Annotated in this window: 16 protein-coding genes and 1 tRNA gene; 13 read left to right on the top strand and 4 right to left on the bottom strand. The window is 55.2% G+C overall.

Annotated elements, in window-relative coordinates:
- Positions 1 to 29 precede the first annotated feature (29 nt).
- The 10 genes from ybgC to AC1MEE_RS18420 all read left to right on the top strand — a co-directional run bounded on the left by ybgC (position 30) and on the right by AC1MEE_RS18420 (position 7,091).
- Positions 30 to 497 (top strand): tol-pal system-associated acyl-CoA thioesterase, encoded by a 468-nt coding sequence (gene ybgC / locus AC1MEE_RS18465; RefSeq protein ID WP_480411028.1) that lies wholly within the window; start codon positions 30 to 32, stop codon positions 495 to 497.
- The gene (gene tolQ, locus AC1MEE_RS18460) at positions 487 to 1,182 is read left to right on the top strand and encodes a protein TolQ (RefSeq protein WP_480411027.1); all 696 of its coding nucleotides are present in this window, start codon (positions 487 to 489) and stop codon (positions 1,180 to 1,182) included. The genes ybgC and tolQ overlap by 11 nt, the downstream gene beginning before the upstream one ends.
- A 23-nt stretch (positions 1,183 to 1,205) precedes the next feature.
- Positions 1,206 to 1,658 (top strand): protein TolR, encoded by a 453-nt coding sequence (gene tolR, locus AC1MEE_RS18455; protein WP_480416266.1) that lies wholly within the window; start codon positions 1,206 to 1,208, stop codon positions 1,656 to 1,658.
- Positions 1,658 to 2,737: a cell envelope integrity protein TolA gene (tolA, locus tag AC1MEE_RS18450; protein ID WP_480411026.1), complete on the top strand. Its 1,080-nt coding sequence runs from the start codon at positions 1,658 to 1,660 to the stop codon at positions 2,735 to 2,737. Before tolR ends, tolA begins: the two co-directional genes overlap by 1 nt.
- Positions 2,738 to 2,784: 47 nt before the next feature.
- Positions 2,785 to 4,035, top strand: a complete 1,251-nt coding sequence (gene tolB, locus AC1MEE_RS18445; protein WP_480411025.1) for a Tol-Pal system beta propeller repeat protein TolB — start codon at positions 2,785 to 2,787, stop codon at positions 4,033 to 4,035.
- 53 nt (positions 4,036 to 4,088) lie between these two features.
- A complete protein-coding gene (pal, locus tag AC1MEE_RS18440; RefSeq protein WP_480411024.1) occupies positions 4,089 to 4,589 on the top strand; it encodes a peptidoglycan-associated lipoprotein Pal in 501 nt (166 codons plus the stop codon).
- A gap of 6 nt (positions 4,590 to 4,595) precedes the next feature.
- A complete protein-coding gene (gene ybgF / locus AC1MEE_RS18435; protein ID WP_480411023.1) occupies positions 4,596 to 5,417 on the top strand; it encodes a tol-pal system protein YbgF in 822 nt (273 codons plus the stop codon).
- Between the two features lie 187 nt (positions 5,418 to 5,604).
- Entirely contained in the window at positions 5,605 to 6,252 is a 648-nt protein-coding gene (gene queE / locus AC1MEE_RS18430) for a 7-carboxy-7-deazaguanine synthase QueE (protein WP_480411022.1), read from the top strand.
- 30 nt (positions 6,253 to 6,282) lie between these two features.
- Positions 6,283 to 6,957, top strand: coding sequence for a 7-cyano-7-deazaguanine synthase QueC (gene queC, locus AC1MEE_RS18425; RefSeq protein WP_480416265.1), 675 nt, complete (start codon positions 6,283 to 6,285; stop codon positions 6,955 to 6,957).
- A 58-nt stretch (positions 6,958 to 7,015) separates the two neighbouring features.
- A tRNA-Lys gene (locus AC1MEE_RS18420) sits at positions 7,016 to 7,091 on the top strand.
- A 153-nt stretch (positions 7,092 to 7,244) separates the two neighbouring features.
- On the opposite strand, the gene AC1MEE_RS18415 is transcribed toward AC1MEE_RS18420, so the two are convergent.
- The 4 genes from AC1MEE_RS18415 to AC1MEE_RS18400 all read right to left on the bottom strand — a co-directional run bounded on the left by AC1MEE_RS18415 (position 7,245) and on the right by AC1MEE_RS18400 (position 10,982).
- On the bottom strand, positions 7,245 to 8,120 hold the full coding sequence (locus tag AC1MEE_RS18415; RefSeq protein ID WP_480411021.1) for a response regulator transcription factor: 876 nt from the start codon (positions 8,118 to 8,120) through the stop codon (positions 7,245 to 7,247).
- A 447-nt stretch (positions 8,121 to 8,567) separates the two neighbouring features.
- A complete protein-coding gene (locus AC1MEE_RS18410) occupies positions 8,568 to 9,899 on the bottom strand; it encodes a vWA domain-containing protein (protein ID WP_480411020.1) in 1,332 nt (443 codons plus the stop codon).
- 41 nt (positions 9,900 to 9,940) lie between these two features.
- Positions 9,941 to 10,447, bottom strand: coding sequence for a TadE/TadG family type IV pilus assembly protein (locus AC1MEE_RS18405; RefSeq protein WP_480411019.1), 507 nt, complete (start codon positions 10,445 to 10,447; stop codon positions 9,941 to 9,943).
- Positions 10,448 to 10,508: 61 nt separating this feature from the next.
- Positions 10,509 to 10,982 carry a TadE/TadG family type IV pilus assembly protein gene (locus AC1MEE_RS18400; protein WP_480411018.1) on the bottom strand — a complete coding sequence of 158 codons (474 nt, stop codon included), beginning with the start codon at positions 10,980 to 10,982 and terminating at the stop codon, positions 10,509 to 10,511.
- A gap of 719 nt (positions 10,983 to 11,701) precedes the next feature.
- Here AC1MEE_RS18400 and AC1MEE_RS18395 point away from each other — a divergent pair.
- The 3 genes from AC1MEE_RS18395 to AC1MEE_RS18385 all read left to right on the top strand — a co-directional run bounded on the left by AC1MEE_RS18395 (position 11,702) and on the right by AC1MEE_RS18385 (position 12,777).
- The gene (locus AC1MEE_RS18395) at positions 11,702 to 11,893 is read left to right on the top strand and encodes a Flp family type IVb pilin (protein ID WP_480411017.1); all 192 of its coding nucleotides are present in this window, start codon (positions 11,702 to 11,704) and stop codon (positions 11,891 to 11,893) included.
- A gap of 151 nt (positions 11,894 to 12,044) precedes the next feature.
- The gene (locus tag AC1MEE_RS18390) at positions 12,045 to 12,236 is read left to right on the top strand and encodes a Flp family type IVb pilin (RefSeq protein WP_480411016.1); all 192 of its coding nucleotides are present in this window, start codon (positions 12,045 to 12,047) and stop codon (positions 12,234 to 12,236) included.
- 31 nt (positions 12,237 to 12,267) lie between these two features.
- Positions 12,268 to 12,777, top strand: coding sequence for an A24 family peptidase (locus tag AC1MEE_RS18385; RefSeq protein WP_480411015.1), 510 nt, complete (start codon positions 12,268 to 12,270; stop codon positions 12,775 to 12,777).
- The last annotated feature ends 20 nt before the right edge of the window (positions 12,778 to 12,797 follow it).

Here is a 12,797-nt window from a genome sequence, read left to right as displayed (position 1 = left end):
TTGGCAACCTGAGGAGTAAGCACTAGAGTATGCGCGCGCAAAACGGGGTTCAGTCGTTCGCACATCGCTGTCGCGTTTATTACGAGGACACCGATGCTGGCGGCATCGTTTACTACGTTAATTATTTGAAATTCATGGAGCGGGCTCGAACCGAGCGGCTACGGGAGTTGGGCTTTGCCCAGTCGCAGCTTGCAGGGGAGAACCTGTTGTTCGTCGTGCATTCCAGCGAGGCGCGCTATCACAAGCCGGCGCGATTGGATGACGAGCTATTGATAAGCGCTGAAGTCATTGAATTGAACCGCGCCAGCCTGCGATTCCATCAACAGATCAGGCGGGCTGCGGATGAAACGCTGCTTTGTGAGGGGCAGTTCTTGGTGGCGTGTGTGCGCGCCGATAGTTTGAAACCCCGGGCCATTCCCGAAGCTTTGCGTGCGGCCTTTGCCGGCCAGAGCGGCGCGGGTACACATTTAGAGCAGGAGATAAAGCGTGGAAGCTAACGTCGTCGACCATTCCTCCATGTGGAGCATGGTCAGCAATGCCAGCGTCGTTGTTCAGTTGGTAATGCTGATCCTGGTGGCTGCTTCAGTCACTTCATGGATCATGATTTTTCAGCGCAGCAATCTGCTGCGCGCAGGTCGTCGTGCGCTGGAGAGCTTTGAAGAGCGCTTCTGGTCAGGTATCGATCTGTCCAAACTGTACCGTCAGGCCGGGAGCAATCCAGACCCTGATGCGGGCGTTGAGCAAATCTTCCGCGCGGGCTTCAAGGAGTTCTCCCGTCTGCGTCAGCAGGCAGGTGTCGATCCTGATGCGGTCATGGAAGGTGTGGCTCGGGCCATGCGTGTGGCGATTTCCCGTGAGGAAGAAAAGCTGGAGCAAAGCTTGCCCTTCCTGGCGACTGTTGGCTCTACCAGCCCCTACATCGGTTTGTTCGGTACTGTGTGGGGGATCATGAACTCCTTCCGTGGTCTGGCTACCTCTCAGCAAGCCACCCTGGCATCTGTTGCACCAGGTATTTCCGAAGCCCTGGTTGCGACCGCTATTGGTCTGTTCGCCGCTATCCCGGCAGTAATCGCCTACAACCGTTTCGCTGCTCGCGGCGAACTGTTGATCAGCCGTTACTACACGTTCGCCGATGAGTTCCAGGCGATCCTGCACCGTAAAGTGCACACCAGCGAAGAGTGAGCAGGTAATCCTTAATGGCTTTAATCGCTCGAGTTCGCCGCAAACGCAAGCCGGTTGCCGAAATGAACGTGGTGCCTTACATCGACGTGATGCTGGTACTGCTGGTCATTTTCATGGTCACCGCGCCGATGCTCAATCAGGGCGTGAAAGTCGACCTGCCCAAAGTCTCCAGCGAGGCTTTGCCGCAGGACAACAACACCCAGGTCCTGACCATTTCGATCAAGTCTGACAAGACCTATTACTGGAACCTTGGCAGCGAAGTCGATACCGACAAACAGCAGGACAAGGCCATGACCTTGCCCCAGATGACCAGCGCGGTGAGCAAAATCATCGCTGCCGGTCGTGAGGGTGGCAAGCAGACCCAGGTCTTTATCCGTGGCGACAAAACCGTGGATTACGGCTCTGTAATGGGCGCAATGGGCGGGCTGCAGAAAGCAGGGGTCGGTAATGTTGGCTTGATTACCGAGGCGCCCTGATGCACCAACAGCGAGAGCCGTCCGCCTCGGAAAGCTACTTCTGGCCCAGTGTCTGGGCTGTGTCGTTGCACCTCCTGATATTTGGCATGCTCTTCGTCAGCTTTGCCATGACCCCGGATCTGCCGGAAGCCAAGCCGATCGTTCAGGCCACCCTGTACCAGCTGAAGTCTAAAAGCCGGGCGACGACCCAGACCAATCAGAAAATTGCCGGTGAGGCACAAAAAACCGCTGCGCGACAGACTGAAGTCGAGCAGATGGAACAGAAAAAAATCGAGCAGCAAAAACAGGAAGCTGTGAAAGCTGCGGAACAAAAGAAAGAAGATGCGGCTCAAAAGGCCGAAGAGCAAAAAGCTGAAGAAGCGACGAAGGCAGACCAGGCCAAAAAAGCCGATGACGCCAAGAAAGCTGACGATGCCAAAAAAGCTGCTGACGCCAAAAAGGTCGAAGAGAAACAATTGGCTGATATAGCCAAGAAGAAAGCCGAAGAAGACGCGAAGAAAAAGGCTGAAGAGGACGCGAAGAAAGCCGCGGCCGAAGATGCCAAGAAGCAGGCTGCCGACGACGCGAAGAAGAAAGCCGTGGAAGATGCGAAGAAGCAGGCTGTTGACGACGCGAAGAAGAAAGCCACCGACGACGCCAAGAAAAAAGCGACTGCCGATGCCGCTAAAAAGGCAACAGAAGCTGCACGTAAATCTGCTGACGACAAGAAGGCGCAAGCTTTGGCCGAATTGCTTTCCGATAAAACGGAACGGCAGCAGGCGCTGGCAGAGGAGCAGGGCGATCAAACGGCGGGCAACTTCGATGATCTGATTCGTGCGCGTGCTGCCGAAGGTTGGGCTCGTCCACCGTCGGCGCGCAAGGGCATGAAAGTGGTACTACAGATCAATATGTTGCCGGATGGTACGGTGACTTCGGTCAGTGTCGCCAAGTCCAGTGGCGACGGGTCTTACGACAGTTCGGCAGTGGCGGCCGTTAAAAACATTGGTCGTTTGACCGAAATGCAGGGTCTGAAGCCGAGCGATTTCCAACCCTATCGTTCATTCAAGATGACATTCACACCAGAGGATCTAGCCTTGTGATTAACATTCTTCGAGGACTGCTTATTGTTCTCTGCTGTGCAGCGGGAATGGTTGCTGCAGAGGAAAAAAACATCATGGTCACAAGTGGCAGTGACCGTGCCACTCCGATTGCCGTTGTACCTTTCGGGTTGCAGGGCGGCAACGTCTTGCCGGAGGACATGGCGGACATCATCAGCAATGACCTGCGTAACTCGGGCTATTACTCGCCGATCCCCAAGCAGAACATGATCAGCTTGCCGACCCAGGCCAGTGAGGTCATCTACCGCGACTGGAAAGCACTCGGTGCGCAGTACTTGATGGTGGGCAGTATCGTTCCTTCGGGCGGTCGTCTGCAGATCCAGTACGCCTTGTTCAACGTGGCGACCGAGCAGCAAGTGCTGACCGGTAACGTGTCTGGCACGACCGATCAACTGCGGGACATGGCGCACTACATCGCCGACCAGGCGTTCGAGAAACTCACCGGTATCAAGGGTGCCTTCTCCACGCGCATGTTGTACGTCACCGCCGAACGCTTCTCGGTCAATAACACTCGCTTCACCCTGCAACGCTCGGATTACGACGGCGCGCGTGCAGTGACCCTGTTGCAATCGCGCGAGCCGATCCTGTCGCCGCGTTTTGCACCGGATGGCAAGCGCATCGCTTATGTGTCGTTCGAGCAGAAGCGTCCGCGTATCTTCATCCAGCATATCGACACCGGTCGCCGTGAGCAGATCACCAACTTTGAAGGCCTCAATGGCGCGCCTGCATGGTCTCCAGATGGCAACAAGCTGGCATTCGTGCTTTCCAAAGATGGCAGCCCGGAAATCTACGTGATGAACCTGGCCTCGCGTCAATTGAGTCGGGTAACCAATGATTCGTCGATCAATACCGAACCGTTCTTCGGCAAGGATGGTTCGACCATCTATTTCACATCTGACCGTGGTGGCAAGCCGCAGGTCTACAAAACCAGCATCAACGGTGGCAACGCCGAGCGTGTGACCTTTATCGGTAACTACAACGCCAACCCTAAATTGTCGGCCGATGAAAAGACGTTGGTAATGGTTCACCGTCAGGACGGCTTCACAAACTTCAAGGTGGCAGTGCAGGATTTACAACGCGGTACCGTAAAAATCCTCACAGACAGCAACCTTGATGAGTCGCCTACTGTCGCGCCCAACGGCACCATGGTAATCTACGCCACCCGCCAGCAGGGCCGGGGAGTCTTGATGCTCGTGTCCATCAATGGACGCGTAAGGCTCCCGCTTCCTACCGCTCAAGGCGAAGTCAGAGAACCTTCCTGGTCCCCTTACCTGAACTGACGCGGCGCTACACGTTTTGCTTAATACACTTGGGGTTCATTAGGAGTTTCACGATGGAAATGCTGAAGTTTGGTAAATTTGCTGCATTGGCTCTGGCCATGGCTGTAGCTGTAGGTTGCTCGTCCAAGGGCGGCGATAACGCTGGTCAAGGCGCTGCTGTAGATCCAAACGCTGGTTACGGCGCCAACACTGGTGCTGTTGATGGCAGCATGGGCGAAGAAGCTGCTCTGCGCGCAATCACTACTTTCTACTTCGAATACGACAGTTCGGACCTGAAGCCAGAAGCCATGCGCTCCCTGGACGTTCACGCGAAGGACCTGAAAGCTAACGGCGCTAAAGTCGTTCTGGAAGGCAACACCGACGAACGTGGTACTCGTGAGTACAACATGGCACTGGGCGAGCGTCGTGCGAAAGCCGTTCAGCGCTACCTGGTACTGCAAGGCGTTTCCCCAGCTCAGCTGGAACTGGTTTCCTACGGTGAAGAGCGTCCAGTTGCTACCGGCAACGACGAGCAATCCTGGGCTCAAAACCGTCGCGTCGAACTGCGTAAGTAATTTGACATGCGAACGTGCCGTCGTGCTTTAACCGTTTTGGCTCTCACCCTTCCGCTTGTAGCGTGGGGTGCGGTTCCTGTGGTCGATGACAATTCTGGCTCTGGTAGCAGCAACAGTTATCCGCCAGCGGGTTATGGCACGTCCGGCGCCTATGCCGGGGGAGGGGTTGCGACCCCTGCCTCGGCACAGGGTCAGCTGTTCATGCAGTTGCAACAGATGCAGGACGAAATCGCGCGCTTGCGCGGTATGGTCGAGGTTCAGCAAAACGATATCCAGCAAATGAAACAGGAAGCGCTGGAGCGTTATCAAGAACTCGACAAACGCATTGGAGCTGGCGGCGCACCTGCTGCGGCAGCTACCGACAATTCTCAACCCAGCGGCGATATAAACGCCGGTGGTACGCCTACGGCACCTGCAGCGCAGGCTCCGGCGGCAAACGCGGAACCTGGCGATCCGGCGAAGGAAAAGGTCTATTACGACGCTGCCTTCGACCTGATTAAAGCCAAGGATTTCGACAGAGCCAGTCAGGCCTTCACGGCTTTCCTGCGCAAGTACCCGAACAGCCAATACGCGGGCAATGCCCAGTACTGGTTGGGTGAAGTGAATCTGGCCAAAGGTGACCTGCAAGGTGCTGGTCAGGCTTTCGCCAAAGTGAGTCAGCTGTACCCTAAGCACGCCAAGGTGCCGGACTCGCTGTACAAGCTTGCAGATGTTGAACGCCGTCTTGGTCATATGGACAAGGTCAAAGGCATCTTGCAACAGGTTGTCTCCCAATACCCGGGCACTTCCGCTGCGCAGTTGGCACAACGGGATCTGCAGCACATGTAATGCGCGGGCCGCTGGGTCAATTTGACAACCGATTAAAGAAAGCCGCGCTTGTCGCGGCTTTTTTCGTTAGAATCTGGCACCCGAAATTCCGGTAATACATACGCTTCTCTGGATCATGCGAATGCAGGTTCGTTGAAGTGCCTAACGGAGGCGGATGGCCTGTTTAGCTATTACGCCCGTGGCTCATATGCAAGACACACTACGAATCACCGAAGTTTTTTACTCCTTGCAGGGTGAAACGCGCACAGCGGGCTTGCCCACTGTATTTGTGCGTCTCACAGGCTGCCCCTTGCGCTGTCAGTATTGCGACAGCGCTTACGCATTCAGCGGCGGCAGCATTCAGGCCCTGGACGCGATCCTTGAACAAGTGGCCAGTTACCGTCCGCGTTATGTTTGCGTGACCGGGGGTGAGCCCTTGGCTCAGCCCAACGCGATCCCTCTGCTTAAGCGTCTGTGTGATGCCGGTTATCAAGTGTCATTGGAAACCAGTGGTGCTTTGGATATCTCGGCGGTTGATCCGCGGGTCAGTCGTGTTGTCGATCTGAAAACGCCTGGCTCCAAAGAAGCCGCGCGTAATCGTTACGAAAACATCGAGCTGTTGACACCTAACGATCAGGTCAAGTTTGTGATTTGCTCGCGTGAAGACTATGACTGGGCGGTGTCCAAGCTGATTCAGTACGGTCTGGATCGACGCGCTGGCGAAGTATTGTTCTCGCCGAGCCATCATGATTTGAAAGCGCGGGATCTGGCTGACTGGATCGTTGCCGACAACTTGCCGGTCCGCCTGCAAATGCAGCTGCATAAAATCCTCTGGGACGATGAGCCGGGGCGCTGAAATGAGTGAGCTTATATGAGTGAAAAAGCGATGACAGAGAAAAGAGCGGTAATTCTGCTGTCCGGTGGCCTGGATTCGGCCACTGTGGTGGCGATGGCGCGTGCCGATGGCTATGCCTGCTACACCATGAGCTTCGACTATGGCCAGCGGCACCGCGCCGAGCTGGATGCAGCGGCGCGCGTCGCTCGCGATCTGGGCGTGGTCGAGCATAAGGTGATCGGGATTAATCTGAACGGCATCGGTGGTTCGGCGTTGACGGACAGCTCCATCGCCGTCCCGGAGTCTCCGAGCGAAGGCATACCGGTGACCTACGTGCCGGCGCGCAATACCGTCTTTCTCTCGCTGGCATTGGGCTGGGCAGAAGTATTGGGCGCGCGGGATATCTTTATCGGCGTCAATGCGGTGGATTACTCCGGTTATCCAGACTGCCGCCCTGAGTTCATCGAAGCGTTCGAGCGCATGGCCAATCTGGCGACCAAGGCCGGTGTGGAGGGGGAGGGTTTCAGAATTCAGGCGCCCCTGCAGAACCTGAGCAAGGCCGATATCGTCAAGGCGGGTATGCGGCTCGGGGTTGATTACGGGCTGACGGTATCGTGCTATCAGGCTGATGATCAGGGCCGTGCATGCGGCAAATGTGACAGCTGTCGTTTGCGCGCAGAAGGCTTTGCAGCGGCCGCTGTAGCCGACCCAACGCACTATTTTTGAAATAATTTCAGTTAGGTGTTGAATTACTCATAGAAATCAGTAATATACGCGCCACGTCGGGTCGTTAGCTCAGTTGGTAGAGCAGTTGGCTTTTAACCAATTGGTCGTAGGTTCGAATCCCACACGACCCACCACTTTTTATGTCGACGTATTTATAAAGCTGTAAGGCCCATGCAAATGAGGCTTTACGGCTTTTTTTTTGCGTCCACGTTTTGTTATCGATCTGTTCCAATTGTTCTTGGAACGATTGGCAATGATCTTTCGCACCGTGCGTGACATTGAGCGCGTCAGGCCTCGAGACGACGCAGCAGGCTGTCGACTACCTCTGACAGTTCTTCATCCAGTGCCAGCGCTGCTACAGGCACTTCGCTGCGGCGCGCCAGTCGGTATTCGCTGGGTGTGCAGCCGGCGAGTTGCTTGAAGGCTCGGGCGAAGTAGGATGGGTCCTTGAAACCGACCTCGTATCCGATGCTGGTGATGGGCATCTGGCTGTTGTCGAGCAGCTCCTTGGCGTAGTCCATGCGCTTGCCCAGGATGTAGTCCATGAAGCCAAGGCCGTTCACCTCCTTGAACAGACGGCTGAAGCGAAATGCTGTCATGCCGCAGCGCTGCGCCAGTTCCTTCTGATCGATGCTGTCCCGAAAATGGTGGTCGATGTACAGCATCACCTTACTGAGCGCCTGGTGCTTCTGGTGTTCTGCAGTCAGCCGGATACTGTCCGGCAGGGTCGGGCTGTGCTCGATCAGCTGTTTCTTGCCGTGGCCATCAGTGCTACGACGCAGCTCGCAAAGCTGCTTCAGGGTATGTAGAAAACGGCTCTTCTCGGCGGTCGAGAGCGGCAACACTATGTACTCCCAGACACGAGAGCGCATCGCCCACACGGCCAGTTCTTCCGAGTGCTGTACGGTGAACATGGCGATCGGGATGGAGGGGGTGGTCCGTTTGATCTCCAGCAACAGGCTGAGGCCCGGCATGTCGGGGCGATCAAAATGCATGCAGATCATGTCCGGTTGTGGGTCATGATCCCGCTTGGACAGGGTGGCGTCTTTCGCCAGTCGGCAATCGCAGTCTGAGCGGAATTGTGCGATCAGTTCTTCAGACGATCGATCACGGGTGAGGTCTAGCCATAAAAGGGATGGTTTTCTAACCAAGTCTGGCTTCATTTCCTTATCTCTGTGCCCTGTGCGCGCTCATGAGTTCAGCAGTATTGTCACTGTGCTATCAGTACGAAGGATCAAATCCTGATAAGAAACCCTGTCGATAGTCAGTTACGTTCTATACCTTGCTGAGAGGCCATAATTTCGTGTACGTCCTTACTTTTTTCGATGTGCCTGGAGTCGACCGCTCGTCGCTTGCGAGTTAGTTGCAAAGCTATTCGTAAGTTATTCCTTTTCTTACGTTTCCCGCTGCCGTTTCAGGCGGTGCTCCTGCTGTTTTTGTTGTCGTGGTAATGACAGGGCGGTTGCAGGAGCTGAGTGCAACACGGTTATTGAATTGAAGCCGGGGCATCATGCCGCCTAACCATGGCCTCTTGCATCACTTGGCCCATGACTTCAATTGGACATTTGAAATCGAAGCGCTAGCCCTGCCGGCAATGCCGTAGTCGAACGTTACATCGCATTTGGCGGGATCAGTCGCGGTTTTGTCAGCGCGTATGAGATGGTTTTGAATGCCGTATTCAGGTTGACGTTCCCCCCGGCTGCGTTCGGGCAAGTGTCAGAGAAAAAATAGGAGGGGCCTGTTGCGATCTGTTGCATGGTGTTGCAAGGCGTCAAATCGCTACTACCGTCACTGCACGGCGCCGAAGTGGAACCGCCACCGATATAGGCCACGCTATAAATCAGCGTACTGGTCTGCTTGACGGTATTTGCTGCAGTAACGGCCGCCTTGCATTCCGATCCATATTGGCTTTTGTAGGTGTTGCCTAGTTGACTTTGCGATGAAGATGCGTCGCCGTCGCTCAACAGGACGATCACGTTTTGCCCGGGCGGCGACTGCCCTTGTGACATGCTCAGCAAGGCTGCCTGCGCGGAAAAAATCGCCTGAGTAAAATACGTGCCTAAACCGCCAATTGCCTGGATGCCGCTGCAGCCGCCTATCCCTAGCGCCTGCGCGATGCTTGAAGTCGTGTTGACTTGGCCGTTTTTGAGAAAGCCGGAACTGAGCCCGGATACTTGATAGGTGGCGCCGTTCGTTACAACTCCCTGCGCCACAGCCGAGTAACTGCTGGCTATAGATTGCTTCGAGCCGCATGAAAAGTTGGTATTTGTTCCGCTTCCTGCGAGCGGTGGGTATGTCATCAAACCAACGTTATCGCCAGCGTTCGTCAAGTTGTTTATGAGTGTGATTGCCGCCTGCTGGGCACATTGGAGTCGGGTCATTGGCTTATTATTTGCCCCCAGGCAATTAGCGTCGGTGGTATTCATCGATCCTGTCGTGTCGAGCAAAATAATGACATTGTATTTGGTTGGCACGGCTCCGCCGCCGACTACAGCCTTCGAGGTAGCGGTAATTTGCATTGAAGCGACACCAAGTACTTGGGCAAAGTAGAGCTGCACCGTGGCTTGCTGTACTACCTGGATACCATTGAATTTCGAGACTGCTCCGGCTGCGGGCAACTGAGCATTTACCAATTGCAGACCTGTGATGCTGGCCGGCGACACTGTGACGTTGGAAGGCAACGTGTTATTCCCCTGTCCGGCGGAGTACGCTGCGGCATTCGTTTGCGCCGTTGCAAACGGACTGTTCCAAAGGTCGGCGGCTCCGGCCAGCGCGGCAGCATCAGTGGCGGCCTGTAGGCGCTTCTGATTGTAGAGAACGTAGCCAGCATCGACGCTCAGGGCGACAAACCCCAGCAGGACGGCCATCGAGAGGGCTACCAAGATAACCACGGCGCCACGTTGGTGGCCCATGGTCTGCTGCCGGTCAGAAATTCTTGACATGATGGTGTACTCCTTGAGTTGAGGGATTTGATAAGGAGTGTTCACTGCGCTCGCTCTACGACTGTGAAGCTCAGTGACGAAGGGAGCAGGTTCGTAATACCGGGAAAAGACCATACGAGAAGGGGCTTATAAGGGGAGTACGTCACCGTTACCGTGGCATTAGTGACTGCCCCTTTCAGCACTGCATTGTTCAGGCCGACCGCGCAAGTATCGTCAGCGCTGCATGAGGCGTTCCCCACGGAAGTCGAGTACGACAGATTCGCTACGGTCAAGTAGGCCGCCGATTTCTGTATCTGCGTTTTGGTGTCCGTGTATGGGGTGGTTGTCCCGCGCTGGCTTGCGAAGAAGCGCGCGCCTGACGACGCGACATTCATGACCATCACGCTGTTAACGAGCAACCAGCCAAACTCCGCAAGACAGATGAGTAATAAAATGAGCAATGGGGCCACGATGGAGAACTCGACGGCGGCTATGCCTTTTTGCATCTTTCGCATCATGATCGTCCCCAACTTGGCATGGTGTTCGTCACCGATGCCCTCATAGCTCAAACGTCACACCGTTTTTGCTAGGTGTGGCCCAGTGTGGCGGTTACGACTCAAAGACTGCCGGTTATTGCACAAGCTCCGACATTGTCGCATTCAAGCTCGAGGGCACGATTAACGCGAGGCTGCCTAATGAGCCACCAAGTATCGGAGCGAACAGGTAACTAAGAGAAATACTGGCTTGTGTGCCGACAGCGGGGGCCTGGCTGGCCGTGCCCAGAGCGGTGGCGCAGGCGGCGTCGCTCTGGCACAACGCTCCATTCACGGATACGTTGATAGTCAACGTCTTATTCAGGCTTGCTAAAGGCGCGATGACTCCCGCAGCCGAAAGTACCGCGTCTTTAGTGTCTGAGTACGGGGTGGCATAACCACGCTGGGTGGCCAATAGACGTGCCCCAGTCGACGCTGCACTTGTTAACACGGCGTAGTTGTAGAACAGCCAGCCAAACTGGATGATCCCAAAGAGGAGCATCAGCAGCAACGGGAGTACGAGTGTGAACTCCACAACCGTCGTACCGGTTTCGTGCTTGGTATTCATCATGTCCCCTCCCCACGTCACTGTCCGCCGTGAAAAACTTCATTAGCCCACGCTATTCGCTTGAACATCTGCACGGAATCATTGTTCATCAATGACTTCCTCATGTAATCAGGGAGTTTGCTTCATGCACTGCTTGTCTGAACCCTAGTCAACGGGCAACAGATGGGTTAGGACTTTTTTGCCGATCACTAAAACTTTTTTGCGGCCATAACCAGGACAGGCGAGTGAGATTGCTGAGTTGCTGCCGCATAAATGGACGCGAAACTCGGACACGCTATGCCAAATCGAGGTAATAGATGTAATAGCCAGTATCTCGAACGTAGCCTTGAGCCTCATAAAGTCGCTGAGCGCCCTCATTACGCTTGTTGGCCTCGTAGAAACTGGATCGGCTGATACCCAGCAACCGACAGACATGCGCCACCGAATACGCCCGAAGCGCCATTTCGTCATCAACCGCGCAGCCATCGTCCCACTGGTGTTGCTCTGCCGTTTCGCAGCTCGCGTCCTTCGATGCTGAGTTCGTGATAGGACATAGGGGCAACACCGTACCGAAATGGTCAGGTGTTGCACTCAGTTTTTGCGGCCGCCCAGCAAAAAAGTCCTGATGATCGACAAAAAACTCCTAACCCTTCTATGACCCTCCCAACTAAGGTTTGAACCAGGCAGTGCACTACGCACCGTCTTTGAGGAACAACACTCAACACTCAAATGAGGTGGGCAAAATGAATCTGCAAACAATCAAGACTTCGGTGCTTAAGTTCGTCAAAGACGAAGATGGCCTGACCATCGTGGAATACGCCGTGGCGGGCGGGTTGATTACGGCATTAGTTGTCGCAGCGTTCACTGCTCTTGGAGGCGCCGTGAATCTCAAGGTCAGGGCGCTGTGTACCGCAATTGGTGGTGCTGCGTGCTGATAACGATAACTCACGGCAGGCCGATACGGTGATGTTCAGGCGCAGCTGGTTGCTACTGTTTTGTTGCTAGGGCTACTTGGCACCTTGATCAGTTGCGCGCTGTTTCTGCCGATGTACGTTTTGGGCGGTATGGCTGCAGGAAGTGAGCGAAATGACTCTCCAAGCAATCAATACTTCGGTACTGAAGTTCGTCAAAGACGAAGATGGCCTGACTATTGTGGAATACGCGGTGGCGGGTGGGTTGATTACGGCAGTCGTTGTCACGGCATTCACGCTTCTTGGAGGAGCAGTGGATACCAGGGTCAGGGGGCTGTGTAATGCCATTGTTGCTGGCGCGTGCTGATAACGATAACTCACGGTAGGGAGATGATGCGATGTCCACGGAGCAGCTGGTGGGTACTGTTTTGCTACTAGGGCTGCTGGGAGTGGCGGTGGTGAGTGATCTGCGTCGCCACCGCATTCCTAACTTATTGGTTTTGTTGGGTCTGGGTTTGGGGGTGGCCGGTCAGGTTTACTCCTCAGGAATAACCGGGCTGGGTGATGGATTGCTGGGCATGCTGGCCGGTTTCGCCGTATTTCTCCCGATGTACGCCCTGGGGGGGATGGCCGCCGGAGATGTCAAGCTGATGGCCATGGCAGGCGCCTTTCTCACTCCGCACGACGCACTCTGGGCTGCGCTTTTCAGCCTGATAGCCGGTGGTCTGTGCGGGTTATTGATTGTATTGGTGCGTGGCCAGCTGCAGCAGACCTTCGGGCGCTACTGGCTGATGTTAAGAGCTCAGGCCTATTTTGCGCCGGCAGCGGATGAAGTGGCAGGCAAGCCTTTCCCCTATTCGGTCGCGATCCTGCTCGGCACTTTGATCAGCGTCTTCTGGCTGTCCTAAGGTCAGTAGTTCGGGAGAAC

The sequence above is a fragment of the Pseudomonas sp. ASL3 genome (genome assembly GCF_056680425.1).
Note: the sequence above shows the minus strand (reverse complement) of the source record. Positions and strands in the feature narration are given on the sequence as shown.

What these genes read in the sequence shown, in the direction of transcription:
- tolB (WP_480411025.1), top strand. Translation starts at nt 2,785, where the DNA reads ATGGTTGCTGCAGAGGAAAAAAACATCATGGTCACAAGTGGCAGTGAC.
- queE (WP_480411022.1), top strand. Translation starts at nt 5,605, where the DNA reads ATGCAAGACACACTACGAATCACCGAAGTTTTTTACTCCTTGCAGGGT.
- AC1MEE_RS18410 (WP_480411020.1), bottom strand. Translation starts at nt 9,899, where the DNA reads ATGTCAAGAATTTCTGACCGGCAGCAGACCATGGGCCACCAACGTGGC.
- AC1MEE_RS18415 (WP_480411021.1), bottom strand. Translation starts at nt 8,120, where the DNA reads ATGAAGCCAGACTTGGTTAGAAAACCATCCCTTTTATGGCTAGACCTC.
- queC (WP_480416265.1), top strand. Translation starts at nt 6,283, where the DNA reads ATGACAGAGAAAAGAGCGGTAATTCTGCTGTCCGGTGGCCTGGATTCG.
- ybgC (WP_480411028.1), top strand. Translation starts at nt 30, where the DNA reads ATGCGCGCGCAAAACGGGGTTCAGTCGTTCGCACATCGCTGTCGCGTT.
- AC1MEE_RS18400 (WP_480411018.1), bottom strand. Translation starts at nt 10,982, where the DNA reads ATGATGAATACCAAGCACGAAACCGGTACGACGGTTGTGGAGTTCACA.
- ybgF (WP_480411023.1), top strand. Translation starts at nt 4,596, where the DNA reads ATGCGAACGTGCCGTCGTGCTTTAACCGTTTTGGCTCTCACCCTTCCG.
- AC1MEE_RS18385 (WP_480411015.1), top strand. Translation starts at nt 12,268, where the DNA reads ATGTCCACGGAGCAGCTGGTGGGTACTGTTTTGCTACTAGGGCTGCTG.
- pal (WP_480411024.1), top strand. Translation starts at nt 4,089, where the DNA reads ATGGAAATGCTGAAGTTTGGTAAATTTGCTGCATTGGCTCTGGCCATG.
- AC1MEE_RS18395 (WP_480411017.1), top strand. Translation starts at nt 11,702, where the DNA reads ATGAATCTGCAAACAATCAAGACTTCGGTGCTTAAGTTCGTCAAAGAC.
- tolA (WP_480411026.1), top strand. Translation starts at nt 1,658, where the DNA reads ATGCACCAACAGCGAGAGCCGTCCGCCTCGGAAAGCTACTTCTGGCCC.
- AC1MEE_RS18390 (WP_480411016.1), top strand. Translation starts at nt 12,045, where the DNA reads ATGACTCTCCAAGCAATCAATACTTCGGTACTGAAGTTCGTCAAAGAC.